Annotated in this window: 22 protein-coding genes; 10 read left to right on the top strand and 12 right to left on the bottom strand. The window is 61.3% G+C overall.

The window, feature by feature from the left end; genetic code table 11:
• Positions 1-44: 44 nt before the first annotated feature.
• Positions 45-2,642 (bottom strand): PAS domain-containing sensor histidine kinase, encoded by a 2,598-nt coding sequence (locus L598_RS13545; protein WP_144863230.1) that lies wholly within the window; start codon positions 2,640-2,642, stop codon positions 45-47.
• A gap of 238 nt (positions 2,643-2,880) precedes the next feature.
• On the opposite strand from L598_RS13545, the gene L598_RS13540 reads away from it, so the two are divergent.
• The gene (locus tag L598_RS13540) at positions 2,881-3,834 is read left to right on the top strand and encodes a flagellar biosynthetic protein FliO (protein WP_144863228.1); all 954 of its coding nucleotides are present in this window, start codon (positions 2,881-2,883) and stop codon (positions 3,832-3,834) included.
• 41 nt (positions 3,835-3,875) lie between these two features.
• Here the strand turns inward: L598_RS13540 and dksA are convergent, their stop codons facing one another.
• A complete protein-coding gene (gene dksA / locus L598_RS13535) occupies positions 3,876-4,292 on the bottom strand; it encodes an RNA polymerase-binding protein DksA (protein WP_144863226.1) in 417 nt (138 codons plus the stop codon).
• A gap of 280 nt (positions 4,293-4,572) precedes the next feature.
• Between dksA and L598_RS13530 the strand changes: the two genes are divergently transcribed.
• The 5 genes from L598_RS13530 to L598_RS13510 all read left to right on the top strand — a co-directional run bounded on the left by L598_RS13530 (position 4,573) and on the right by L598_RS13510 (position 10,340).
• A complete protein-coding gene (locus L598_RS13530) occupies positions 4,573-5,082 on the top strand; it encodes a histidine phosphatase family protein (RefSeq protein ID WP_144863225.1) in 510 nt (169 codons plus the stop codon).
• A 66-nt stretch (positions 5,083-5,148) separates the two neighbouring features.
• Positions 5,149-6,618, top strand: a complete 1,470-nt coding sequence (locus L598_RS13525) for a YcjX family protein (protein WP_144863223.1) — start codon at positions 5,149-5,151, stop codon at positions 6,616-6,618.
• Positions 6,615-7,700 (top strand): TIGR01620 family protein, encoded by a 1,086-nt coding sequence (locus L598_RS13520; RefSeq protein ID WP_144863222.1) that lies wholly within the window; start codon positions 6,615-6,617, stop codon positions 7,698-7,700. Before L598_RS13525 ends, L598_RS13520 begins: the two co-directional genes overlap by 4 nt.
• A gap of 118 nt (positions 7,701-7,818) precedes the next feature.
• Positions 7,819-8,373 carry a hypothetical protein gene (locus L598_RS13515; RefSeq protein ID WP_144863220.1) on the top strand — a complete coding sequence of 185 codons (555 nt, stop codon included), beginning with the start codon at positions 7,819-7,821 and terminating at the stop codon, positions 8,371-8,373.
• Between the two features lie 131 nt (positions 8,374-8,504).
• Positions 8,505-10,340: a monovalent cation:proton antiporter-2 (CPA2) family protein gene (locus tag L598_RS13510; protein WP_144863218.1), complete on the top strand. Its 1,836-nt coding sequence runs from the start codon at positions 8,505-8,507 to the stop codon at positions 10,338-10,340.
• A 3-nt stretch (positions 10,341-10,343) separates the two neighbouring features.
• Here the strand turns inward: L598_RS13510 and folK are convergent, their stop codons facing one another.
• Positions 10,344-10,859: a 2-amino-4-hydroxy-6-hydroxymethyldihydropteridine diphosphokinase gene (gene folK / locus L598_RS13505; RefSeq protein WP_144863216.1), complete on the bottom strand. Its 516-nt coding sequence runs from the start codon at positions 10,857-10,859 to the stop codon at positions 10,344-10,346.
• A gap of 22 nt (positions 10,860-10,881) precedes the next feature.
• Positions 10,882-11,718, bottom strand: coding sequence for a dihydropteroate synthase (gene folP / locus L598_RS13500; protein ID WP_144863214.1), 837 nt, complete (start codon positions 11,716-11,718; stop codon positions 10,882-10,884).
• Positions 11,719-11,870: 152 nt separating this feature from the next.
• On the opposite strand from folP, the gene L598_RS13495 reads away from it, so the two are divergent.
• Positions 11,871-12,485: a DUF922 domain-containing protein gene (locus tag L598_RS13495; protein WP_246658752.1), complete on the top strand. Its 615-nt coding sequence runs from the start codon at positions 11,871-11,873 to the stop codon at positions 12,483-12,485.
• Here L598_RS13495 and L598_RS13490 read toward each other — a convergent pair whose 3' ends face one another.
• Positions 12,486-13,517, bottom strand: coding sequence for an NAD(P)/FAD-dependent oxidoreductase (locus tag L598_RS13490; protein ID WP_144863210.1), 1,032 nt, complete (start codon positions 13,515-13,517; stop codon positions 12,486-12,488).
• A gap of 89 nt (positions 13,518-13,606) precedes the next feature.
• Positions 13,607-13,927 carry a 2Fe-2S iron-sulfur cluster-binding protein gene (locus L598_RS13485; protein ID WP_144863208.1) on the bottom strand — a complete coding sequence of 107 codons (321 nt, stop codon included), beginning with the start codon at positions 13,925-13,927 and terminating at the stop codon, positions 13,607-13,609.
• A 203-nt stretch (positions 13,928-14,130) separates the two neighbouring features.
• Between L598_RS13485 and L598_RS13480 the strand changes: the two genes are divergently transcribed.
• Both L598_RS13480 and L598_RS13475 read left to right on the top strand, forming a co-directional pair.
• Positions 14,131-14,292: a Thivi_2564 family membrane protein gene (locus L598_RS13480; RefSeq protein ID WP_144863206.1), complete on the top strand. Its 162-nt coding sequence runs from the start codon at positions 14,131-14,133 to the stop codon at positions 14,290-14,292.
• A gap of 376 nt (positions 14,293-14,668) precedes the next feature.
• On the top strand, positions 14,669-19,825 hold the full coding sequence (locus tag L598_RS13475; RefSeq protein WP_144863204.1) for a kinesin: 5,157 nt from the start codon (positions 14,669-14,671) through the stop codon (positions 19,823-19,825).
• A 142-nt stretch (positions 19,826-19,967) separates the two neighbouring features.
• On the opposite strand, the gene L598_RS13470 is transcribed toward L598_RS13475, so the two are convergent.
• From L598_RS13470 to L598_RS13455, 4 genes are all read right to left on the bottom strand, one after another.
• A complete protein-coding gene (locus L598_RS13470) occupies positions 19,968-20,567 on the bottom strand; it encodes an ABC-type transport auxiliary lipoprotein family protein (protein ID WP_144863345.1) in 600 nt (199 codons plus the stop codon).
• 80 nt (positions 20,568-20,647) lie between these two features.
• Entirely contained in the window at positions 20,648-22,042 is a 1,395-nt protein-coding gene (locus L598_RS13465; protein WP_144863202.1) for an MlaD family protein, read from the bottom strand.
• 18 nt (positions 22,043-22,060) lie between these two features.
• Positions 22,061-22,891: an ABC transporter ATP-binding protein gene (locus tag L598_RS13460; protein ID WP_144863200.1), complete on the bottom strand. Its 831-nt coding sequence runs from the start codon at positions 22,889-22,891 to the stop codon at positions 22,061-22,063.
• A gap of 9 nt (positions 22,892-22,900) precedes the next feature.
• Complete coding sequence (locus tag L598_RS13455) at positions 22,901-24,085, bottom strand: MlaE family lipid ABC transporter permease subunit (protein ID WP_246658753.1); 1,185 nt, start codon at positions 24,083-24,085, stop codon at positions 22,901-22,903.
• A 149-nt stretch (positions 24,086-24,234) separates the two neighbouring features.
• On the opposite strand from L598_RS13455, the gene dgcA reads away from it, so the two are divergent.
• Positions 24,235-25,218: an N-acetyl-D-Glu racemase DgcA gene (gene dgcA / locus L598_RS13450; protein WP_144863196.1), complete on the top strand. Its 984-nt coding sequence runs from the start codon at positions 24,235-24,237 to the stop codon at positions 25,216-25,218.
• 18 nt (positions 25,219-25,236) lie between these two features.
• On the opposite strand, the gene L598_RS13445 is transcribed toward dgcA, so the two are convergent.
• Positions 25,237-25,491, bottom strand: coding sequence for a hypothetical protein (locus L598_RS13445; RefSeq protein ID WP_144863194.1), 255 nt, complete (start codon positions 25,489-25,491; stop codon positions 25,237-25,239).
• Positions 25,492-25,551: 60 nt separating this feature from the next.
• Positions 25,552-26,376: a UDP-2,3-diacylglucosamine diphosphatase gene (locus tag L598_RS13440; RefSeq protein WP_144863192.1), complete on the bottom strand. Its 825-nt coding sequence runs from the start codon at positions 26,374-26,376 to the stop codon at positions 25,552-25,554.
• Positions 26,377-26,524: the final 148 nt, after the last annotated feature.

Below are 26,524 nucleotides of genomic sequence, written 5' to 3'. Positions count from 1 at the left end.
CGAGTTCCTTCGTAGTCCTCGGTGCCGCGGGAAGGGCCTGCTCGCTACTCCTTCTCCAGCATCTCCTTCACGACGGTCGCCAATTGCTTGAGGGAGAAGGGTTTCGGAAGGAAGCCGAATTGCGCATCAGAGGGCAGGTTCTTTGCAAAGGCATCCTCGGCGTAGCCGGAAACGAAGATGAACTTGATGTCCGGCTGAATCTTGCGCAATTCGCTGAGCAGGGTTGGACCATCCATTTCCGGCATGACCACGTCGGAGACCACGATATCGATCTTGCCGTCGAGCTCGCGGAAAATCTCAAGCGCCTCGACGCCGGATGAGGCCTCGTGCACCTCATAGCCGCGGGAGGATAGCGCCCGGACGCCGCCCATACGGACCGCATCCTCATCCTCGACAAGGAGCACCCGGGCGGAGCCGGAAAGGTCGCGATTGACCTCCTTGGTCTTTGCTGCGGGTACGGCATCGCCATTGATCCCGTTTTCGGAAGGCTGGCCATCCTCGGCCGCCGGCTTCACGTCGATCATGTGGCGCGGCAGGAAGATGCGGAAGACGGTGCCTTTGCCCACTTCCGAATCACAGAAGATGAAGCCACCGGTCTGCTTGATGATACCGTAGACCATCGACAGCCCCAGACCCGTGCCCTTGCCCACCTCCTTGGTGGTGAAGAAGGGCTCGAATATCTTCTTCAGCGTTTCGGGGGCGATGCCGGAGCCCGTATCCTCGACCTCGACCAGCACGTAATCCGCCGGCGCGAGCTCACGATAATGGAAGTCTGCGCATGCGTCCGCCGGCACATTGCGGGTGCGGATCGTCAGATCACCGCCGCCCGGCATGGCGTCGCGCGCATTGACCGCCAGATTGACGATGACCTGCTCGAACTGGCCGATATCCGCCTTCACCTGCCAGAGATCCCGGCCATGCTCGATATTGAGCGTCACGTCGTTACCGACCAGGCGTGCAAGCAGCATGCGCAGGTCCGCAAGCACATCGGTAAGGTTGAGCACTTCCGGCCGCAGCGTCTGACGCCGCGAGAAAGCCAATAGCTGCCGCACCAGAGAGGCGGCGCGGTTGGCATTCTGCTTGATGTTCATGATGTCCTGGAAGGACGGGTCGGATGGCCGGTGATTGGTCAGCAGGAGGTCGGAGGCCATTATGATGGCGGTCAGCACATTGTTGAAGTCGTGCGCGATGCCTCCGGCGAGTTGGCCTACGGCCTGCATTTTCTGGCTCTGCGCCATTTGCGCCTCGAGCGCCTTCTGCTCGGTCGTCTCGACGGCATAGACGATCGCCGCCTCTTCCGCCTCCTCGCCGCCGGCATCGGTGACAGCGCTGACATAGAAGCGCACATGGCGCTCCTCATTATCGGGGAGCACGGTGTCGATGGGCAGGATATCGGCCTGGTGCTGCTTGGCCTTTTCGATCGCCGCTGCAAAGGTTTCACGGTCACGCGGGTGGATGACGCTGTCCAGCCGCACATGCCTGTCGACGCCGTCCTGATCCACCAAGCTTGAAAACAGCGACAGGAAGGGCGCGTTGGTACGCAATATGCGCCCTTCTCCATCCACGCCGGCGATCGCCATGGGTGTCGAGTTGAAGAAACGTGTAAAGCGGATCTCCGAAGCGCGCAGATCGGCTGAGGCATCCTCGCCCAGCGTCCTGTTGAGGACGATGGTGCGTGTCTGGCCCGGCGCGCCGTCGCGGGTCGCCGTGACGCGATGCATGAAGCGCACGGGCAGCACTTCGCCCTTTATGGTCGCAAGATCGAGGTCGATGACGGCATTGCGGGCCGTTCCCGGGTCGGCCTTGACGGCGCGCAGCAGCGCCATTCCGTCGCCGGCAACGATCTCGGGCAGCGTCACGGCGCCGGGCACGAAATTGGCGAGATCGATGCCAAGCCATTCGGCAAGGGTGGCATTGACATAAGTGACACGACCGTCTGGATCGGCGGCAAAGAAGCCGGCGGGCGCGTGGTCGAGATGGTCGATCGCCTTCTGCAGATCGAGAAAAAAACGTTCCTGTTCGGCCCGTTCCCCGGAAATATCCGCTATCGACCATGCCGACAACGGGTGGCGGCGACCCGGCACCTTGAAGATGCGTACCCAGACCCGATACCAACGGGCTCCCGGCTCCCCGCCCGGCCGAATCGCTTGCGAAAGACGAAATTCGCCGTCATCGGGCTGGCCGTCCCGCAGGCGGGCGGCGAGTTGTTCGATGATCGGAGCCGCCTCGGAATTGTCCGAAAGCAGATCCTCGACAGTCTTCACATCGGCAGCCGAGGTCGCACCTGTCATCTCCGCATAGGCGCGATTGGCGTAGAGCACCCGCCCTTTCGCATCCGTCACGACCAGACCTTCCGTCATGGAATCCACGAAGGCCTTGGAAAGGTCGTCGCCAGTGGAGCGCGGCGTGATCTGGATGAAGCCTATGGCGGTGGCGAACAGGTAGCCGACACCGATCATGGCCAGTATGCCCAGCATTCCGAGCAGGAAAGGGTCACCCAGCCTCTCGCGGAAGATCGCGAAGACGATCGCGGCCCCCGTCAGCACTATGATGAATATGATGAGCCTGGTGATGGCACCGGGCCGCGAATTCTGGTCGACGATCGGGGCAGTGTGGATTTCGCCGCCGGTATCCTTGGCCATTCGTTTGCTGCCTGTCATGCCGAATAGACGGCGCATCCGCCATTACTGGGTATCCGGCATATATCAAGGCCGCCGATCTCCGCAAGGTTGCCATGAAGTTCGTCCATGGGATTCGCAAAGCGGTTGGTGTCTGATTTGCAAACGGGTTTGTTCGCCTTGGTCGGATTGCCAACTTGAAGGCTCCGGCCCAGGTGCCTAGTTTGACCGGCTAACGAGAATAGCGAGGTGGAGTGACGGAATGCGCGAATGGTTTGTCAACATAGCAGGCGAAAGCTATGCCTCCGCATTGATGTGGACCGTTGCTGCGCTGATCCTGCTCCTGATCCTTCTGATTCTCATCCGAATCGTGCGCAGCTTTACCTTCGGCACCTTCGKGGCGGGRGGCCGCAACCGTCGGCCGCGGCTTGCCGTGACCGATGCAACGGCTGTGGACAGTCACCGCAGGCTGGTATTGGTCCGCCGCGACGATGTCGAGCATCTGATCCTGATTGGTGGCCCGAGCGACATTGTCATCGAACAGAATATCCGGGAAATTTCCGAGGAACCGGCTTTTCGGACAGAAGAGGAGAAGCCGAGACAGGAGCCTGCGCCCGTCCCCGCTCCCGTAGACACGCCAGCCCCTGCAACGCGCGAAGCCCCGCGCGAAGAAATCCGCCCAGTCTCACCATCTGCTCCGGCTCCGGCCCCCGCACCTACCGTTTCCGCACCATCAACCGCGCCCACGGCGCAAAGTGCCACGGTGGTTCCCTTGAAATCAGAACCCGTCCTCGCCGCTCAGACCAAACAGGACAGCCTCAAGCCTCAGGCAGCAAACGTCGCGACCGCAGCGGCGATGACCGCCGCGCCGCGCAGCACCGCACCGGATGATCGCGGTGACGTGGAAATCGACGAATCTGTTTTCGAGCTGGCGGAAGCTGAGATTGCCGCCCCTGCCCGGGAGGGCGTTGCGCAGGGCCGGCAGGTTTCTTCCGAGCCTGTGATCCGGGCGGCACCGGCTGCGGCAAGCGCAGTTGCAGCGCCTGCCGTGGAAGCGGGCCCGGCCCAATCCGACGAGACCGCATATTCCGAACCGATGCTCGACGATATCGATATAGGGACCGAGGAAGCTCGCGAATCGCGGAAGCAATCCGACGAATCGCTGGAAGACGAGATGAGCAGGCTTCTGGAAGAACTCTCGGACAACCGGCGGTGAAGCCGGAAACCCGGGCATCCGGAAAAGGATGCCCTCCTTTCTCAGTCGTCGCGATAGACCTTTTCGCGGCGCTCGTGACGCTCTTGTGCCTCGATTGACAAAGTAGCGATCGGGCGGGCGTCGAGACGCTTGAGCGAGATCGGCTCTCCCGTCTCCTCGCAGAAGCCGTAAGTGCCGTCTTCGATCCGCTGCAGTGCAGCATCGATCTTGGCGATCAGCTTGCGCTGGCGGTCGCGCGCTCTCAGTTCTATGGCGCGGTCGGTTTCCGACGAGGCCCGGTCAGCAAGGTCGGGGTGATTTGCATTTTCGCGCTGCAGTGCTTCCAGCGTCTCGCGAGCTTCCTTGAGGATCTCGTTCTTCCAAGCAGTCAGCTTGGCGCGGAAATATGCCCTTTGCCGCTCATTCATGAAGGGTTCAGTTTCGGAGGGAACATAATCGGCATCAACGAGATCGTTCATCGACTCACCCCAACAACTGACAAGTCGGCGCCTATATATTCGGGCGCCACTGGTCCTACAAGCACAAAGGGCCCAACGCTCACGTTTTTGTTAGCGCCTCCCCTCAACCCTGCGTCGAGAGAAGCACCTCGTCGGCTGTGCTGATAGAACGCAGTTCGTGTCAGAAATTCGACAGAGACGATCTTTCTTGTTGAATTCTGCCTCCCGGCGCCGCGTTGCGCCGCTCCGATTCTGGGGTTAGACGGACAGAACCGACCGTGGAACCCAAGGGAATCTCGCGATGAACCGTCTGTTCCTCCTTCGTCATGCGCAGGCCGGGTGGGCACAGGCGGGAATGCGCGACCATGACCGCCCGCTGACCGCCTCGGGCCGTTCCGATGCCGAGGCCATGGGAAGGCAGATGCAAACAGCAGGCTATCTTCCCGATCTCGTGCTTTGCTCGACCGCCGTAAGAGCCCAGCAGACCTGGGAATGCGTGGCTCCCGCTCTGACTGCCGGTGAGCCCAAGGTGGATTACCTGGAGGCGCTTTACAGCACCGACGCCGCGGGGCATGTGCGTCTCATCAGGGAATTTGCAGACTCGGCAGCTGCGCTTCTGCTCGTCGGCCACAATCCGATGGTGGAGGATCTGGCAATTGCCCTGCCCGCCGGAAAAGGCACAGCCACGGAAGCCATCGCTTCCGGCTTCCCCACATCCGGACTGGCAGTGCTGACATTCAGCGGCGATTGGCAGTCATTGGGTCCGGGAACCGGCACGCTTGAGGCCTTTGTCACTCCTGCCGATCTGTAAGCTGCGGTTTCAAAACGGCAAACAACCCCCTATATCGGAAATTTCCGAAAGCGGGGAATTTCGTAATTGGCTTCGCTGACAACCTTTACCGACGAGGCGCGAATCGCCCTGGATACGCTCGCCGGGCGCGCAGCCGGGCTGGTATCGCCTTCCGTGAGACTGGGGGTGACGGGCCTTTCGCGAGCAGGCAAGACGGTGTTCATCTCTGCTCTCGTCCACAATCTGGTCCATGGSGGCAGGCTGCCGCTGTTCGAGGCGCAGAAATCCGGCCGCATCGCCCGTGCCTTCCTCGAGCATCAGCCGGACGACGCGGTGCCGCGCTTCCAGTACGAAGACCACATCGCCGCCCTTGTCGATGAACGCATATGGCCGGAATCGACCCGTGCTATCTCCGAGCTGCGCCTGACGATTGAATTCGAATCCGCTTCCGGCTGGAGTCGGCTCTTCTCCCGCGGGCGCATATCGCTGGATATCGTGGATTATCCCGGCGAATGGCTGCTCGACCTGCCTCTTCTCGGCAAGGACTACGCGGAATTCTCCCGCGACGCCTTCGAACTGGCCGATCTGCCGGTGCGGCGGGAGCTTTCGGCCGATTGGCGGAAGCTGGCCGCCGAAATCAATCCGGACGCCGATGCGGACGAGATGACGGCGCGTCGCCTGGCGGAGGGTTTTACCGCCTATCTGCGGGCCTGCAAGACGGATTCGACTGCGCTGTCCACGCTTCCGCCCGGCCGTTTCCTGATGCCGGGCGATCTGGAAGGCTCGCCCGCACTAACCTTCGCGCCCTTGCCCGGCCTCGGCGACAAGCATGCCCGCCGGGGATCGCTTCACGCGATGATGGAGCGGCGCTACGAGGCCTATAAGACTCATGTGGTCAAACCGTTCTTCCACGAGCACATCACCAGGCTTGACCGGCAGATCGTGCTGATCGATGCCATGCAGGCCCTCAATGCCGGACCGGCGGCTGTCGCCGATCTCGAAAGGGCGCTGACCGAAATTCTCGCCTGCTTCCGGCCGGGCCGCGGCAATTTTCTGACCGATCTCGTATCGCGCCGGATCGACCGGATCCTGATCGCCGCGACCAAGGCGGATCACCTGCACCATGAAAGCCATGACCGCTTGCAGGCAATCGTACGCAGGCTGACGGAGCGGGCGATTGCCCGCGCCGATTTCTCCGGTGCGACGGTGGATGTCGTCGCAATGGCCGCGGTACGCGCCACCCGCGAAGGCACCGTCAAGCAAGGACGGGAGATTTTGCCGGTCATTATTGGCACCCCATTGGCAGGCGAGACGATCAATGGCGAGACATTCGATGGAAAGACTGAAACTGCCATATTTCCCGGTGACTTGCCGGAAAAACCTCACATGATCTTCAAAGGTGGTGAAGAACCGTCGAAACCCGACGAGCAGATGATCCGCTTCGTACGCTTTCGCCCTCCCAAGCTCGAGCGAACGGCCGAGGGCATCACCCTCTCACTGCCGCATATCCGCCTGGACCGAGCCCTCCAGTTCCTTCTCGGAGACTATCTGGCATGACGGAAAAGCGCCGCCCAGCCGCCTTCCGCCTCGATAAGCCGAAGCCCGAGGCCGAGCCTGAAAAATCCAGGCCGGAAGCTTCCACGCCCCGCAAGCCGCGCGCCGTCCGGGCCGACGACGCGGCCGTGGTCACTCCGGCTGCCTTCGACGTCTTCGACGAAGAGGAACTGGCACTGGCGGAGCCGCCGCCGGCTTCGCCTCGCCGCCGGCCTTCGCGCCTTGGCACGGTCTTCACGGCCGCTTTGGGCATTCTGATCTCGCTTGCAATAGGGCTGTGGGTCGACCAGCTCATCCGCGACCTGTTTGCCCGCGCCGAATGGCTAGGCTGGCTGGCGGCGGGCATTGCTGCGATCGCCCTTGTCGCGCTCCTCGTCATCCTGGCGCGCGAACTGGCCGGCATTATGCGGCTGGCTTCGGTCGAGAAGCTGCAATTGCGCGCGCTCGACGCCATTGCCCGCGACGACCCAGGGGCGGCGCGCAGTCTCGTGGACGATCTCTCCGGTTTCCTGGCTGGGAAACCGGAAACCGCGGCGGGACGTAGAACTCTGGCGGAACTCAAAGACGACGTGATAGATGGCGCCAATCTCGTTCGTTTGGCCGAAACTGAACTTCTCGCTCCCCTGGACGCTGCCGCACAGAAGCTGGTTCTCGATGCAGCCAAGCGTGTCTCCATTGTCACCGCGGTAAGCCCGCGCGCACTGGTTGATGTCGCCTATGTGGTTTTCGAAGCCGGACGGCTCATCCGGCGGCTGGCCGAGCTTTATGGCGGACGGCCGGGGACCCTGGGATTTTTCCGCCTGGCGCGCAGCGTGCTGGCACATCTGGCCGTAACCGGCTCAATCGCTGCCGGCGACAGCCTTGTACAGCAGATCGTCGGTCATGGACTGGCGGCCCGTCTGTCGGCCAAGCTCGGCGAAGGCGTCGTCAATGGCATGATGACGGCACGGATTGGCATAGCGGCGATGGAAACAGCGCGACCCCTGCCCTTCAGTGCGGTAAAGCGCCCAGGCATCGGCGATTTTCTCTTAGCCCTGACGAATTTCGCCTCGAAGCGGCAAGCCTCCGGCGCTTCGAAAGATTGAACTTGAACACTTCCGACACTCGCATATGCTTGCAGTCTGGTCATGATAGCGAAGCATTAACCATTCCGCTTCATGGTCTGGAGAGATTTTCACCCGCGAGTCAGTGGTTGCCGGTAAGATGTTCCAACGCGCACGTCAGTACGCTTTTGTCCCCTTTGTGGCCGTAGCAGCCGCCCTGATCGCGCCGGAGGCCGCTTCAGCATCCGATCGTGAACAGAAGTTCTTCGAATCAGTACAGGGGCAATGGTCCGGCCCCGGCGAGATCGTCGCCGGCAAGTACAAGGGCACGAAATTCGTCTGCAACTTCGAAGGCACCACACCCGAAGGCAAGGTCGGCATGACGCTTGACGGCGGTTGCCGGGTCGGCATGTTCACCCAGAACATGTCGGCAAGCGTCGAGCGCAAGGCGCCGGGAGAGTATCGGGGCACCTTCATGGACGGTGCAGCCGGCAAGGGTCTTGATGTCACGGGTGGTACGGTGAAGGGCAAGAAGGTCGTCTTCTCGCTCGTTCGCAACGCGCTCAACGGCGCCATGCTAGCCCATCTCTCCGACAAAAACACCATGAACATCACCGTTTCTGTACGCGTTGCGGAAGAGATGGTGCCTGTCATCGGAATGAATCTGAAACGGACCGACACCGGCCCGGTCGGTTCCGTGGCGGTTGCACGATAACACTCCTGCTTGCCAGTCCCGCTTATGGCTCCGATAGTGGCATCAAGCCTCCGGTGAGGTCGGCCTTCCATCGGTGATCTCTCCGGAAAGACGCACTTGCGCGGCGGCATGGTGAATTGCGGAGAGACATGATGGCTGCTGAGGCTGGCGGAAGCGATCTGGTGCAGGTGGTGGCGCTTCTTGCCGCCGGCGTCATAGCCGTTCCGATCTTCAAGCGGCTGGGTCTTGGCTCGGTTCTCGGTTACCTGACAGCGGGCCTGATCATCGGTCCCTTCGGCATCGGCCTGTTTTCGGATCCGCAAGCGATCCTGCACGTTGCCGAACTCGGCGTGGTGATGTTCCTCTTCGTTATCGGCCTTGAGATGCAGCCATCGCGGCTTTGGGGACTGAGACGTGAGATATTCGGCCTCGGGGCGGCCCAGGTCGCAATATGCGGCGCGCTCCTGACGGGTGCCGGGATCGTGATGGGATTTTCACCGCTGGTCGCCTTTGTCGCCGGCATGGGATTCGTGCTGTCCTCCACCGCCATTGTGATGCAATTGCTCGACGAGCGCGGGGATGTCGCCACGCCCCAGGGGCAGCGAGTAGTCTCCATCCTGCTTCTGGAAGACCTCGCAATCGTCCCCCTGCTCGCCCTTGTCGCCTTTATGGCCCCTGGATCCCACGAAGGGGATGCCATGTCGCGGCTGAATGCGATCCTGATCGCGCTTGCCTCGCTTGCCGCGCTCGTGGCTGCTGGTCGCTGGCTGCTCAATCCCATGTTTCAGCTTCTGGCGCTGTCGCATGCCCGCGAGGTGATGACGGCTGCCGCATTGCTCGTCGTGCTCGGCGCAGCACTTGCCATGCAACTTGGCGGCCTCTCAATGGCCATGGGCGCCTTCCTCGCCGGCGTCCTGCTTTCGGAATCGACCTTCCGCCATCAGCTCGAAGCCGATATCGAGCCCTTCCGCGGCATCCTGCTGGGCCTGTTCTTCCTCGGCGTCGGCATGTCGCTCGATCTTGGCGTGATCGCCCGCGAATGGCCGCTGATCGCAATGGCGGTCGTGGTCTATATGGCCCTGAAATCGGCCGGCATCTATACGGTCGCCCGTCTTCTGAAGGCCAACCACGCCGAAGCGCTTACCCGCGCTGCCCTCCTTGCCCAGGGCGGCGAATTCGCCTTCGTTCTTTTCGCTTCCGCGGCAAGCGTCGGGATCCTCAACGCATCGACAAATGCGGTTTTGACCGCCACCGTCATCATCTCGATGGCATTGACGCCCTTGCTCATGCTTTCCCTGCGCTGGATCCTTCCCGAGGGCAAGGTTTCCATGGACGGCATCGATGTCGCAGAAGGACTTCAGGGTCGCGTGCTCATCATCGGCTTTGGCCGTTTCGGACAGATCGTCAGCCAACCGCTGCTCCTGCGCGGCGTCGATGTCTCGATCATCGACAATGACGTCGAAATGATCCGCGCCGCGGCGACTTTCGGCTTCAAGGTCTATTATGGCGACGGCACCCGGCTCGATATTCTCCACGCAGCCGGCGCAGACAACGCCGAAGCGATACTGGTGTGCGTCGACAATCCCGACGCAACCCGCACAATCGTTGAACGGATCAAAAGCGAGTTCCCGCTCACTCCGGTGCTGGCACGAGCCTATGATCGCGGCAGCGCCTTGCAGCTCATTAGGGAAGGTATCGATTTCCAGATCCGCGAAACCGTCGAATCCGCTCTGGTTTTCGGTCGGGTCGCCCTGGAGAAGCTGGGCGTGGACCCCGACGAGGCGGCGGAGATCGTGGCCGATGTGCGCCATCGCGACCAGGCGCGTCTGGAGGCACAGCTTGTCGGCGGCATCACCGCCGGCCGGAACTACATGGCGAGCAATATGCCAGTTCCTGCACCGCTGGCACAACCGCGCCGGGCCGGGCGCGCGCTGAACGACGAGACGGCGGGAATGCTGGCCGGGACCGAATCCGAAACTGCGAAATGACGGTCAGCCGCGCCACCAGTCCCGGCCACCGGGCTGCCTGACGATACCCGAGGTATCGAGGGAAGACAGCAACTTGTGCGCCGGCTTTCCGTCCACAAGCTGATCCGGCGCGATTTCGGCCAGTGGCACAAGGACAAAAGCGCGCTCAGCCATGCGCGGATGCGGAATCTCGAGTCCCTCCTCCGATATATTCAGATCATCATATATCAGAATATCGATATCGATGGTCCGGGGCCCCCATCTTTCGCGCCTTATCCGCCGCTGCGAACGTTCGATGTCCAGGCAAAGCTGCAACAGGGCATGTGGTCGAAGATCCGTGCGTATCTCTGCGACTATATTCAGGAAGTCCGGCTGGTCGACCTTCCCCCAAGGAGGAGTTCGGTGGAGGGACGATACCGCTGCAACGCTCGTCCCAAGCGTTGCGTCCAGAGCCTGCAGGGCATCCGCCATGGCGCGCGCCGGATCGCCGATATTGCCTCCGAGCCCGAGAAAGACGCGGGCGCTGTTGTCACTGGACACTGTTACCTCGACATGGGAACGGCTACACCTTGTAGCGCAGAATAGCATCAGCCATCCGGATTGCGTCCCTGTTCGGCGCGACATCGTGCACCCGGAAAACCGAAGCGCCTGCCAGCCGCAAAATGACGCTTGTGGCTGCCGTGCCCATTGCCCGTTCGCCCGCATCCCTGCCCGTCACCTGACCGATGAACCGCTTGCGCGATGTCCCGACAAGCAGCGGGAAATCCAAACCGGCCAGTTCATTGAAGCGGGCCATGAGTTCGAGGTTTTCCTCCGCGGTCTCCTTGGCGAAGCCGAAGCCTGGATCGAGCACGATCTGTTCGTCGGAAACGCCCGCTTTCCGCGCGATTTCCAGGGAACGGCGCAGGAAGGCGAATTGATCCGCGATGACGTCCGGAAGCTTTTCACGCTCACGTCCGGTATGCATGATTACCAGCCCTGCCCCCGTTTCGGCTGCAAGCCTGGCAATTCCGGGCTCGCGTTGCAGACCCCAGACGTCGTTGACGATATGGGCACCGGCCTCCACCGCCTTCCGTGCCGTCTGCTCGCGATAGGTGTCTACCGACAGGATGATGTCGGGCCGGCCGGCAAGGGCGTCTATCACAGGCAGGATCCGGGCCTGCTCCTCCTTCAGGGAAACGGACTTGGCGCCCGGGCGCGTGGATTCTCCGCCGATATCGATGATCGCGGCACCCTCCGCCGCCATTGTCTCTGCTTCGGCGACGGCCTCAGCGACGCTGCTGAACCTTCCGCCGTCGGAGAAACTGTCGGGTGTGACGTTCAGCACGCCCATGATCAATCCCTCCTCTCCGAGGGTGAGTTCACGACCGTGCGCCAGTTTCCAGTTTCGACCAGTCATCATCGCTCCCTGGAAAAAGCTTGTGCTGTTGTTTCAGCACAAAATCAACACACAGTTGATTATCACTCTCATTGGGCCGGGGAACGGCTCGTGCTTTTTTCGTTGCGTCCATCAGACCGATGGCGCAATGTTTGATCGGAGGCACCAGCCAGTTGCACAAGATCCTGTTCGCCCTCATCATAGCAACAACCGCGGTCGCCCCTGCTTCGGGCGCCAGTTTATCCCGCACTTTCAGCTATTTCTCCATTGGCGGAAACACCCTAGAGGAAATCGAGAAGCAGCTTGACGCGCGCGGACCGCATGTGCGCAGCACCGGACGCCGGCATCCCGGAGCTACCCAGATGGAATTCACGACCCGGATCGGCTATGGCGAAGGCAAGGGGCGCTGCCGCATCGTCAGTGCCGATGTGCGCGTCAAAGCCAAGGTGATCCTGCCGCGCTGGCGCAACCGGAAATCGGCCGAACAGGACGTGCGCCTGATCTGGGATACGCTCGAACGCGACATCAAGCGCCACGAGGAAAGCCATCTGAGCATCGCCAAGAATTATGCCCGCAAGATGGAGCGGACACTGCAAAAGCTGAGGTCGATGCCTACATGCGCGGCGATGGCCCAGAAGGCGCAGGAAACCACCCGGCGCGTGCTGGCCGAGCATGACGCCGCGCAAGACCGTTTCGACAGGATCGAAAGCAAGAATTTCGAAAGCCGCATATTGCGGCTTCTGAATTATCGGCTTCAGCAAATTCAGGCAGGCCGACTGCCCGGCTGATCAGCCGGTCACGCCGAGCTTCTTCTGCAGGCTCGTGGAGGATGTCGTGTACTGAAACACGATGCGCTCCCCGGGACTCACGATCCGTTTGGCGGCCTGCGCCATCAGCGCAGCCTCGTGGAAGCCGGAAAGGATCAGCTTCAGCTTGCCCGGATAGTGGTTGATGTCGCCAATGGCGAAGATGCCGGGTTCCGATGTCTCGAATTTCTCGGTATCGACGGGGATGAGGTTTTCATGCAGGTCAAGCCCCCAATCGGCAATGGGGCCGAGCTTCATCGTCAGCCCGAAGAAGGGCAACAGCCTCGTGCAGGGCACCTCGATGTCGCCATTAGGTCCCTTGACCACGGCTGCTCTCAGGTTGCCGTTCTCGCCCTTGAGCGCGCTCACCTGCCCGATCTCGAAGGAGAGCTTCTCCTCCTCCTGCAGCGCGAACATCTTGTTGACGCTGTCCGGCGCGGCGCGGAACTCCGGCCGCCGATGCACCAATGTGAGCCTGCGGGCTATCGGCTGCAGGTTGAGCGTCCAGTCAAGCGCCGAATCCCCGCCGCCGACGATCAGGAGGTCGTGACCGCGGAATTCCTCCATATGGCGGACGGAATAGAAGACGCTCTTTCCCTCGAATTGCTCGATGTCGGGAATGGGGGGCCTTTTCGGCTGGAACGAGCCGCCCCCTGCGGCGATCACCACGACCTTCGCCTCGAAGGTCTCGCCTTCGTCTGTCTTCACCTGAAAAGAACCGTCTTCCAGCCGCTCGAGGCTCGCAACCATGCGATTGAAAGTGAATTCAGGCTTGAAGGGCCTGATCTGCTCCATCAGCCGGTCGACCAGTTCCTGTCCGGTGACGACCGGCAGCGCGGGAATGTCATAGATAGGCTTCTCGGGATAGAGCTCGGCGCACTGGCCACCCGGGCGATCCAGTATGTCGATCAAATGGCATTTAAGGTCGAGCAGGCCGAGTTCGAAGACGGCAAAGAGCCCGACAGGGCCGGCGCCGACGATAAGGACGTTTGTCTTGGTCGCAACAGCGGTCATGGGCCAATCCTTGCCCTTTGTGCAGCCGAATGCTGTTGCAAAACCGGCACCCGATTTCGCGATATGACGCTGCCGGCCCGCAAAATGATCTAACCTTGCCGTTCCGGTACGCGGACGACGAGGCCGTCCAATTCGTCGCGAACCCTGATCTGGCAGGAAAGGCGCGAATTCGGCCGCACGTCATAGGCGAAATCCAGCATGTCCTCTTCCATGGCCTCCGGCTCGCCTACCTCTGCCGTCCATTCCTCATCCACATAGACGTGGCAGGTGGCGCAGGCGCAGGCGCCGCCGCACTCCGCTTCGATCCCCGGCACGCCGTTCTGCACGGCGTTTTCCATGACGGTCGAGCCGTTCTCGGCTTCGACGTCGAAACGCGTGCCATCAAAGGCGATATAGGAAATCTTGGTCATGCCGATGATCCCGAAGTGAAATGGCAGGAGGAACCTTCACGCGGAGATAATCGCTCTTTCGGGCGAGTCAACTGCGGCGGCCGAACGCAGGCAATCCGCGTCAGACCTCGTAATCCTCCCGCACCGGCTGCCGGGCAAGCCGGAACCATTGGGCAGGCGGAACCGTTGTCACCGGTATTTTCCATCGGAGAGGGTTAGTTGCCATGAGCGTACTGATCAGCATTTTGATAACGTTCCTCGTCATCATCCTGGTGCTCTGGCTGGTGCAGCGTCTGCCGCTCGATGCCCGCATGCGTCAGATCGTTCAGGTGATCGTCATCATCATCGGCATCATTTCGCTCTTGCGCTATCTGGCAGTCTTCTGACCCGGCATCAGATAAACCGGAAGATTCCTTCAATTTTTCAACACTTTCTGAGCGAATTTCTCATTAATACGTGAACATGATTCAGTCAGAATCTCCGGCCGGAATTGCCACTCGCCTGTCGAGAGAGCACCGCCATAATGTGTGGACAAACGTTGGCACAGCCGGGCGAGTGGCAGATATCCGGCACAGCCCCCGTTAACCTTATGTTTAAACTTTTACGCATTCGGCCAAATGCGTGTTTTCTTTACCGCCCTGTGCCACTACGATACGGGCGGTCAATTTTGAGCCTTAAATCGCGGGCAACGAGCCACTGAACCGGCGGGGCTTCAATAACCGGCAAACGGACGCTCGCGGATAGTACAGGGTATAGGCGGCAATGGCGCGTAACACAGCGAACAAGCAAGATCTGGACAGCGATTTCGCGAAGGAACTGGAGGATGCGCTCAGCATCGACCTGACCGGCGAGGATCTGGGCGACGACGACTTGGACATCGCAGCCTCCATGGAGGATCTGGAAGCGCAGATCTCCAAGGCGGCAGAAGAGCTCGCACGCGAAGGCCGCCAAGCAGAAGCGGAAGCCCCGGCAGAACCCGAAACCTTGCCGCCCTTCCCTGCGGCCAAGGAACTCCTCGAAACTGTTGCCGAGGAAACAGAGGAAGCGTTCGTCGAGGAGGAAACGGCTGTCGAGCCAGAAAATCGCGCGGTCCAATCGTCCGAAAACGGGACAGCGCCAAAAACCGATGCGCCCGCCCCGCTCACTCCCGCCGAACCTGAAACCTCCCATACGCCGACCACGGCAGCGGTGCCCTTTGCTCCTGCCAACGATGACCGGCAGAAGGACTACCGGATCCTTCAGCAGAGGCTGAACAAGCGTCCGCCGCGCACAATCTACTGGATCGTTGCCGCTCTTTCGGTGGTGTGGGCGCTTGGCGGGCTCGCACTTGCACATCTTCTTTACGCGCCCGCGATCTGGCAGATCAGCTCCGTGGCCGAACTCCTGGCCGCCCCTTACGCCCTCGGAATCGCCGTCGGCATTTTCATTCCTATCGTCCTTTTCTGGGGTTTTGCGGTGATGATTCGCCGCGCGCAGGAAATGCGTATGACCGCCCAATCCATGGCCGAACTGGCGTTCCGCCTCGCCGAGCCGGAAAATCTTGCCCACGAGCGCGTCATGACGGTCGGCCAGGCCATCCGCCGGGAAGTGCAGGCCATGGGCGACGGTATCGAACGCACCCTCGCCCGCGCCGTCGAGTTGGAAACGCTCGTTCACACCGAGGTCAACGAACTCGAACGGGCTTACTCGGAAAACGAATCCCGGATCCGCCTGCTCGTGGATGGTCTCGGCAGCGAACGGGAGGGCATTGTCAACCACGCCGAACGTGTTCGCGCGTCGATCGCTGGAGCCCATGAACTCCTCAAGGAGGAATTGGGGAATGCCGGAAACCTGATTACCGCCAATGTCGAGAATGCTTCGCGTCTGCTTGCTTCGACACTTTCGGAATCCGGCAATGCACTCGTCGAGCGCGTCAATGGATCCAGCAATGCCATTCAAACGGCAATCGACCAGCGTCTGGACGCGATATCGGAGCGCATAACCACTTCGGGCGATGCCTTCGCCAGCCTGCTGGACACGCGCATCGCTACCCTGGCCGAGCGAACGGACGAGGTGGCTGAAACATTCGGCCAGCTTTTCGACAGCCGGATTTCCGGCCTTGCCTCGGTCATCAGCAATGCGACCGACAGATTGAGCGGCGAATTCGATTACCGGATGCGGGAGATGGAGCGGGCACTGGCCGAGCGCGGTCAATCCCTCATCGCCGAATTCCAGACCCGCGCCGAGGCTCTGGACAAGGGCACTGAAAAGCTCAACGCCGCGCTCGAGGCGCGGGCCCGCAGCATCAATGAGGGCCTTGTCGAGCGTACGCGCGAGATCGCCGAGACCTTCATGCGCGGCAAGCAAGATGTCGCAACCGCCATCGAGGAAGGCAAGTCGGCCCTTGACAAGGAACTGGCGAACCTCGTCGCCTCCACCTCCATAATGCTCGAGGAACGCGCCGACGACTTTGCCCGACGCCTCGCCGACGGCCGCACGCAGATGACGGCCGCCCTCGACGAGGATCTGGCCAAGCTCTCCAGCACCGCAGAAGATTTCGGCCGCCGCCTGGCCGACAGCCGGATCGAGGTGATGAACGCGCTGGACGGCGATCTCGAAAAGCTCTCGACTGCCGCTGACGACTTCGCCACCCGCCTCATGGATGGCCGTTCCAAGGTTACCGCCGCCCTTGACGCCGATCTGGAACGCCTCACCTCGACACAGCGGCAGATCGACGAGGCCGTGGAGCGGCAGGTGCAGGCTTTCGCAGATGGGCGCACCCGTCTTGCGGAAGCTCTCGAAGCCGACATTCGCAAGCTGGCGGAAACTCGGGCAAATCTGGAAACCTCCATCGCGGAGCAAATCAGGACGCTTGGCGACAGCGGCGAACGCCTATCGGGCGCCCTGGCGGCGGATTTGGAGAAGCTCGCCGAGAGCCGGTTTGCCATCGAATCCTCCGTCGAAAATCATATTCAGGCGCTTTCTGGAGCACGTGCTTCCTTTACCCAGGCACTCGAAGCGGATCTGGATGGCATAAGCCGCCGCCGCGAGGAAATGACCTCCGCCATTTCGGCCGAAATCGCCCGTATCAACGAGGCCTTCGACCGCCACACCGGTGTGATAGAAGAACGCACAGGGACCATGGAACGTGCGCTGTCCATCGGCATCGGCAATGTCCGCACGACTCTGGAGAACACGGCGGTCGTGGTGGCCGGATCGCTGCGCGACAAGGTGCTCGAAGTCACCACGACGCTGACGGAAGAGACGGCCAAGGTATTCGAGGACGCCGACCAGCGTATTGCCTCCCGCGTCGACCTTGCCGCCCAGACGCTCTCCGCCCGCGTCGAGGAAATCGATCACTCCTTCGACGGTGCTGCTGATCGCCTTGCGATCCGGGTCGAGCAGGCGGCGGAGTCGCTCAGCCAGCGGGTCAGCGAATTCGACAAGTCGGTGGACGGCATCGGCGACCGCATAGCCTCGCGTGTCGAAGAGGCTGCCCAGTCCCTCAGCACGCGCATCAGCGAAATCGACTATTCCTTCGACGGAGCGGCGGATCGCATCGCCGCCCGCGTCGAGGAAGCCGCGCAAGCACTCGCTGCCCGCGTCGGCGAGATCGATCAATCCTTCGACAGCACGGCGGATCGCATAGCCATTCGCATGGAAGAAGCCGCCCAGGTTCTCGGCACGCGGGCCAATGAGATCGACCAGTCCTTCGACGGGACCGCCGATCGCATTTCCAGCCGCATCGAGCAGGCAGCGCAGGCCCTCAGCGCCCGCATCAGCGAAATCGACCAGACCGTCGACGGCGCTGCCGGACGTATCGCGCTTCGCACTGATGCATTCGCCCAGCGCTTCGATGAAATCGACGGCCGCATTGCAGCGCGCATCGCGGAAACATCGGATTCGCTTGCCGAACGCGCAGAGGCGATCGCGCAGGTGTTCGAGAACGTCGATAGCCGCGTGGCTGCCCGCACGAACGAGAGCGCGAATGTCCTTTCGGCCCGCATTGACGAGGTCGCAAAGACCTTTGACGAGGTCGATCAGCGCATCATTGCCCGTACACATCAGACCTCGGCGGAACTCGCCGCTCGTGCGGAGGCCATCGGCCAGTCGCTGAGCGACATAGAAAGCCGCCTTGCCTCCGGTACCCGGGCTGTTGCCTCCGGCATCAGCAGCGGCGTGGAGGATGCCGAGACGCGGCTGCGCCAAAGCGCCGAGTCGCTTGCCCAGCATGTCGGTCAACAGCTTTCGCAGACCCAGGCCGATCTCGTTTCGACCGCCGATACGATCGCCCAGACCTTTGCCACCATCAACGAGCATATCGGCAAGCGCACGAGCGAGACCGTCAATACGCTCGAGGCCCGTACCCGCGAGCTCAACACAATGCTCGCCGGGCGGACCTCGGAAATCTCGCGCATTCTTGATGAGACGGCGCGCCCGCTTGTCGAGCGTTTCGAGGCCAGCGGTGGTGAACTGCAGCATAGCATCGAGGCGATCACGCAAAAGACCTCCGAGCGCCTGCAGGCAGAAAACGCTGCGCTCATAAACGCGCTCGCGAGCCGGACCGCAGAAACCCTGAAGGCTGTCGAAAGCGCCCGTGCCAGCCTCACCGACAATGTCGGGAATCTGCTGGAGCGTCTTGGCGCTTCGACGGAAAATCTCGGAGAGCTCGTTGCCCGTGCCGTGCAGAATCTGTCGGATATCGACACCCGCCTCATCAGCACGACCCAGGAATTCGCCGCGAACGCAGAAAAGGCCGCGGAGACCTTCTCCAATTCGGCAAGCCTCATCAATGCGAATTCCGGCCGGCTCGCGGACCTTTCGGGCCGTACGCTGAAGGAGATTTCCGTGATAGCGGGACGCTTCGACGAACATAGCAAGGTTCTGGAAAGCGCGGCAGAACTCCTGGCGAAGGCGCAGAACAGCATCTCGTCCTCGCTCGAAAACCGGCACGAAGCGCTTGATGAACTTGCGACGGGCCTTGTCCAGAAGTCGGAGAATATCGAACGCATCCTCAATTCGTTCGAGAATTTCGTCGAACGGGTCATCGAGACCGCCGAAGGCCGCACCCGCGATTCCGCGGAAGGAATGCGCAAGGCGATCACCGAGATCGTTGAATCGGCCACAAGCCGCTTCTCCGGCGCGACCGAGGAGATGCGGAGGACGGCCGCTGCGATCCGTGCCGAGCTCGAACAGACCCGCGCCGAAATGAAGAAGGGCGTATTCGAGCTTCCCGAGGAAGCGAAGGAATCGACATCCGCCATGCGCCGCGCCATCACCGAACAGGTGAACGCGCTCAAGGAATTGTCGGAGATCGTCGCCAAATCCGGACGTCTCCATGATGCATCGCAAGGCAAGCGTGACGGCGCACCGTCGTCGCTTTCGGCCTCCGGCGTTGCCCCGAGGGCGCCTTCCGGCAGCAATCCTGCCGCGCCCGAACAGCGTCCTGTTGTTGCTCCGGCACGCCCGGCCCCATCATCCCAGCAGGGCGGTTGGGTGCGCGATCTTCTGCGCGGCGCCTCGCGCGAGGAAGCGGATACGGATCCAAAGCCTGTATCGGCCGGCACGATGCCGAAACCGGATCGTTCGGCCCTCCATGTGGTCGAATCGCTGAACTCTCTTTCCGTGGATATCGCCAGGGCTATCGACCACGAAGCTTCGATCGAGCTTTGGGATCGTTACCGGCGCGGCGAAAGGAACATCTTCACGCGCAGGCTCTACACCCTGAAGGGACAGCAGACTTTCGACGAGATCCAGCGCAAGTACAAAGCGGATTCCGAGTTCCGCAGCGCCGTCGATCAGTATTGCCGCGACTTCGAAAAGCTGTTGAAGGACGTTGCGCGCTCGGATCGCGACAACATCATGACCCAGACCTATCTCACCTCCGATACGGGCAAGGTCTACACCATGCTCGCCCATGCGAGCGGACGCCTGCGCTGATAGGCGAAAGTCGGCAAACGAAAGCGGGGCTTCGGGCCCCGCTTTTTTGTGGGTGGATCGAAATGCGGCACCGATCAACCGCTATATCTGGAGCGGAAATCCGATAATGATGGTGGGGTGCCGCCGAGATTTCAGCAACGGATTATATGACGGAAACGGCCCAGCCCACGATCTCGTTGGCCGCCGCGCCAAAAGCCTGATCGAGCGCGGCAACGAAAGCAGCATTGCCGCTATCGGCGGCCACCGGCACGCTGGCTGTGAATGTGCGAGAGGCCCGGACGACACCGTTGCGGTCGTTGAGGATGCGCACAAACATTTCTATCTGGGCACGAGGCGTACCATCCACGCGGATTTCGAAGGCACGGATATCGGCAATCACCTGATAATCTATTGCAAGCCCCTCGCCCGGCTTGCCAACGCCGCCGACACGGCCGGAGCGCTGGAAAGCTTCCGCAAGCCGCGCCTGCACGATGCGCGGCAGGCGGTCCGACCATCTTGCTCCCTTGAGAAGCTGGATGGCGGACGGTCCGGTCTTGATGACGATGTCCTGTCCGTCCAGGGCTTTCAGTGCCGAGGGTTCCGCGATGAGGATCTGTGTCCGGCTGAGACGCCCGCCGGTCGAGATCGTAGTGGGCGCCGTCAGTTCATATATGTCAACCGGAGCCGGTCCAAGGCCTGGGAGAGCTGCACAACCCGAAAGCGCGACTGCAAGAAAAACACCGCTTGGAAATACGCGCTTCACTTTCACTCGACTATCCCCCGCGCACGTGACACGGCGGTCCCCTTTGAAAGCTACAACCTTTGCGTTCCCCGGCGCCGATGTCAACGCCGGACGCGGCCGTCATACCTGCGAACCTCGCCCTCTCCACCAGTTATGATACGCTGAGGGTTCTGTTCCAGGTCGCTGATGGCCTGCTCGATGCGACTGATGGACCGGCGGCTGTCCCGCACCAGCGATTCCACTTCCCGCAGGCCTTGTCCCGAAAAACGCGCAAGTCCTTCAGTGATCGTGCCCATTCGCGCATTGAGCGTTTCAGCCACCTCGCGGAATGCTGCAAGTGTGGCTCTGGCATCTGCGATGACACCTTCCGCATCGTCGGAACCGAGCAGCCCGTCCAGTTTTGCGAGGACTCCATCCACTCGCGTGGAAGCCTGATTGAGACGCGAGGCCAATTGCTGGGCATCGGTTATGAACTGGTCGATATCCTCCGAGCGCTGTCCTATCGTCTCGGTGACCTTCGAAACGTCATTGGCGGCGCGGTTCACGGTAACGCTCGCCTGCTCGAAATTGGTGAGCGCGGTTTTTACCTGAGCCGAATCAATGCCGTCGAGTATGCTATCGACCTTGCCAAGCGTCTGGTTTGCGCCTTCCGAGAACTGGCCGATGGAACGCACCGTCTGTTCCACACCGGATACAATCGTTTCGAGATTCTGGCTGGCGGTATCCACTCGTCGCGAGAATTCCTCGACGTGAGCCACCGTCTGGTCGATATTGTCCACGACGCGCCGGACCTTTTCCGGATCGACGGAATTCAACAGCTCCTCGGCAGAAGCCAGCGTTCTGTTCAACTGCCCGGAGACCCCCGATAGCGTCTCGGAGAGGGCAGTGACCCCCTCCAGGAACTTGTCGATCCCTTCGGAATTGGCCGCCAGGGCATCGGAGAAGGTCCGGATATTCTCCACCGTCTGGGTGAGCGGTGTGCGGGCATCTCCGACGAAACCTTCCAGTTGCGAGACGACGGTGTCTGCGCGGGTGAGGATCGATTGCGCCGTCTGCAAAAGATTGGTTACCGCCGAGGGGCTCGCGGTGATCTCGGCCACCGTGCCCTGGGCTTCGGCCCGATCCAGAAGGTTCGGCTCGTCGGGATTGCCCCCCTTCAATTCGATATTCGCCTGCCCGGTCAATCCGGCAAGACCGACATCGGCTTGCGTGGAAGGCGTGATCGGTGTCAGCCGGTCGACGGTCGTATCCGCAATCGCCACCGACGGGTTGCTGAGATCGAGATAAACCCGCTGCACGTCGCCCACCTTAACACCGTTGAAGAGTACCGCGCTGCCGCGGCCAAGGCCGGATGCCGAGCCGGGTATGCGTACGCGGAGGGTCGCCACCTCGCCCCTCTCGCCGATCGCAGCCGTCCAGTAAATGAAGGCGAAAGCGGCAAGGATCGCAACAATGGTGAATAGGCCGACAATGACGTAATTGGCTCTGGTTTCCATTTATGCGTCCATGCCTGTCTATGCGTCCGTGCGCGTTCTGGCGTCGATATCGACCCGTCTGGCGCGTTTGCCGCGGAAGTAGGATTTCACCCACGGCTCCTCACTTTGCATCATTGTGCTGACTGGCCCTTCGACCAGAACTTTCTTTTTTCCCAATACCGCGATCCTGTCGCAGGCGGTTAGCAGGCTATCGAGATCGTGGGTCACCATATACACGGTGAGCCCCATCGTATCGCGCAGTTTTGCAACAAGTTCATCGAAATCGGCCGCGCCGATCGGATCGAGCCCCGAAGTCGGCTCGTCGAGGAATACGATATCCGGGTCGAGCGCAAGAGCCCGCGCCAGGGCCGCGCGCTTGATCATTCCGCCGGATAGTTCGGAAGGAAACTTGTTGGCCGCGTCCCGGGGCAAGCCTACCATCTCGATCTTCAGGATCGCGAGTTCGTCCATCAGCTTCCGCGGCAGATCAAGGTATTCGCGCATGGGCACCTGGACATTTTCAAGTACCGTCAGGGCTGAGAACAATGCGCCGTGCTGGAACAGCACCCCGATTCGCGTGTCGAGAAGCAGCCGCTGCGTATCGTCCACCTCGTCCACATCGACACCGAAGAGCTTGATCGTGCCCGATTGTTTGGGGACGAGCTTCAGCACCGTGCGCAGGAGTACCGATTTGCCGGCTCCCGAGGCCCCAACAAAGCCGAGGATTTCACCGCGATAGACATCGAGCGAGAGGTTCTCGAGGATAGTCTTTTCACCGAAGGCGACCGTCACATCGCGAACGGACAAGACGACTTCCCGCTCTTCCTCCTGTCCGGCTTCCACCCGGCTTTCGTTGCCGTTCGTCGTCATCCAGACCCTTCAGAAATCAATTGCCGCATAGAACATGGCAAAAAGGCCATCGACGACGATAACGACGAAAATCGCCTTAACAACCGAAGCCGTCACGTGACGGCCGAGCGATTCGGCGCTGCCTCCGACTTGCATTCCCTCGATGGATGCAATGACGCCGATGATCAGCGCCATGAAAGGCGCCTTGATCATGCCCGCGAAGATTGTCGAAAGGTCAATGCTGTCGCGCAGCCGGTCAATGAAGGCGGTGGGCGTGATGCCTGAATAGAACCAGGCCACCCCCATGGCACCGGCCATCGCGGCAAAATTCGCCACCACGGTCAGGAGCGGTACAGCAATCACCAGGGCAACAAGACGCGGAAAGACCAGGACACCAATGGGATTAAGGCCCATCACCTGGAGCGCATCCACCTCCTCGCGCATCTTCATGGAGCCTATTTCCGCCGTTATCGCACTGCCCGAACGGCCTGCGACCATGATGGCGGTCATCAGCACGCCGAGTTCACGCAGGATCAGAATGCCGACAAGATCGACAACGAATATCTCTGCTCCGAAATAGCGGAGCTGGAACCCACCCTGCTGGGCGATGATAGCGCCCACGATAGCTGACATCAGCACGATGACGGGAATGGCGCCGACCCCCATTCTGTCGATCTGGCTGACGATCGCGGCCGGGTTGACTGCATGTCCGCGCCCGAGCTTCATCTGCGCGCCGCGGATGGTCGCGCCGAGAATGTTGAGACCAAAAAGGATATCGTCGCGGGCCGCATAGACGGAGCGGCCTACCGATTCGAGCATCCGTAAGAAGAACCACGGCTTCGGCTCGGTCTCGACCTTGCCGGATTCTTCTGCCGTGCCTTCCACTTCGGAAAGCAGGATCGATGCGGCTTCCGAGGCACCGGTGAGATTGATGTCAGCGCCGCGTTGTGCCTGCACCTTCGCCGTGCGCTGGATCAGCCATGCACCGGCCGTATCGAGCTTGCGCACGCCGCTTATGTCCAGATCAAGCTCGCGAATATCCCCACGCGCCTCGATCTGGCGCATCTGCGCGTCAACCAGCGCCACGGTGCGCGTGTTCCATATGCCGGAAAGCACGCAGATCAGCTTGTCGCCCTGCTCGGTCGTCTCAAGGCGAGGCTGGTTGGCTCTTTCCTCGCGTCGCGCGGGACTTGCGCGTTTGCCGAGTTTGATCAACATGGACACATCATTAGGCTGCGAGCCTGAAAAAGGGAAGGAAATGGCTTTGCATTCATCAGCGGCAAGGGCGGAATCCTCCGTTTCCTTTGCTATGTGATTCCGTCATCCGCCGCCATTTCGAATCAGCCGACCAGTCAGGACCAGCCATGTCACGCGAGTTATCCGTAGAGTTCGAGCGCTTTCCCATCGCAGGAAAATTCACCATTTCACGCGGCTCCAAGACCGAAGCCGAGGTCGTGACCTGCATCATCCGCGACGGCGACTGCCTTGGGCGCGGCGAATGCGTACCTTATGGCCGTTATGACGAAACGCTGGAAAGCGTGCGCGAGGAGATCGAAGCGCGCCGCCAGGACGTGGCCGAAGGGGCCGGACGGGAAGATCTGCTGTCCCTGATGAAGCCAGGGGCGGCCCGCAACGCCATCGACTGCGCTCTCTGGGACCTCGAGGCCAAGCTTGAGAATGCTCCCGCCCACCTCAAGGCCTGCAGCACCGCGCCGCGTCCTGTCACCACCGCGATGACGATCTCCCTGGACACGCCCGACGAAATGGCCGCGCAGGCTCGCGCCAATGCATTCCGCCCGCTGCTGAAGGTCAAGGTTGGCACGGATAACGATATCGCCCGCATCCATGCAATAAGGGCAGCCGCGCCCAACAGCCGCATCATCCTTGATGCCAATGAAGGATGGACCGAAGCCAATATCCACGACAATCTGGTCGCCGCCGCCGAGTTCCGCATTTCCCTGATCGAACAGCCCTTGCCAGCGGGCAAGGATGGCATTTTGCGCGAAATCCCCCATCCCGTGCCGGTCTGCGCGGACGAAAGCATCCATACCGGGGACGACCTCGACAAGCTCGCCGGGCTCTATGACGCAATCAACATCAAGCTCGACAAGACCGGCGGCCTGACCGCCGCGCTGCAATTGCGAGAGCGCGCCCGCGAGCTTGGCTTTGGCATCATGGTAGGCTGCATGGTGGGAACGTCCCTGGCCATGGCTCCGGCCGTTCTGCTGGCGCAGGAAGCGGATTATGTCGATCTCGACGGTCCCCTGCTGCTCGCGCGTGACCGCCACCCCGCACTTCGTTACCGGGGTTCGCTGGTTTCGCCGCCTTCATCCGCTCTCTGGGGCTGATCGGGCGCCAAAACAGCTTCAGAAGCTGAAGCGCCTGACCGCGGGTTTCCTTCGGCTGCCGTGGGTTGGCTCGGGGCGGGGAATGTCAATCGCCCCCATGCGCTCGGCGCGCGCCAGTGCGGCCTGCCGGCAGCCATTCGGCGTGCCGGACCCTGCCTTTCCCGCCTCCCTTGTGCGCGACATCGGGATCATACCCTGCAAGGGCAGACACAGGTCTGTCTGAGCGGATTCGGCCAGGTCGCGCATGGTTTGCATGGGCAACAGGACTGTCATGATGCAAGGGTCCGCACTTTGACGAGGCGAGGGTGTTTCTATGGCGACGGAAGGAGTTCCTCAGGCCGCCTCGGCTTTCTTGCCATCGAGCCCCGCGAAAGGCGCGGGCTGCTGCGGCATCATCACCGCGCGCGGCGCAAGCTGTGTCCACTGGATGATCTCGAATGAACCGTCGAAATGTTCGACCAGCGCGGTACAGCTTTCCACCCAATCGCCGGTATTCATGTACCGGATGCCGTTCATGTCCTCGATCGTCGCATGATGGATATGGCCACAGATCACGCCGTCGACATTCTGCCGCCGCGCCTCCTCCGCCAGCAGTTCCTGGAAGGCGCTGATGAAGTTGACCGCCTTCTTCACATTGACCTTCGCCCAGGAGGAAAATGACCAGTAAGGCAGGCCCGCCCAGTGACGAAGCCTTGCGACGATGCGGTTGATCACTATGGCCGCGTCATAGGCCTTGTCGCCGAGATAGGCTGCCCAGCGTGCCGAATTGACCACTGAATCGAACTGATCGCCATGAATGACCAGAAGTCGCTTGCCATCGGCCGTCTCGTGGATCACCCGGTCGGCCACAACGATGCCGCCGAAATGCACGCCCTGAAACGGGCGCAGGAACTCGTCGTGATTGCCGGCAAGATAGGTGACCTTCGTTCCCTTTCTTGCCTTGCGCAGAAGCTTTTGGACGACGTCGTTATGCAATTGCGGCCAGTGCCAGGAACGGCGCAGGCGCCAGCCGTCGACAATATCGCCGACGAGATAAATCTGCTCGGCCTCGTGATGACGCAGGAAATCAATCAGGTACTCGGCCTTGGCCGGTTTCGATCCGAGATGGACGTCGGAAATAAATAGGGTACGGTAGGTGCGCGGCTGGTTTCTCGCCATGTCGATCGGCTCTGCCCCTGTTCGTCGCGCCTTCCATGCCTCGATTCATGTCACAGGCTTATGACGGTTGTCTTTTGACAGGCCGGCGGAGTAGATCGGGAATATTGTTTTTGAGGAGAATGCGGCATGGATTTGCTCGGCCTCGGCC

Origin of the sequence: Mesorhizobium sp. J18, assembly GCF_007829525.1 — a bacterium.
Lineage (GTDB): Bacteria > Pseudomonadota > Alphaproteobacteria > Rhizobiales > Rhizobiaceae > VLJP01.
This window is presented reverse-complemented; position numbering and strand designations above follow the sequence as displayed.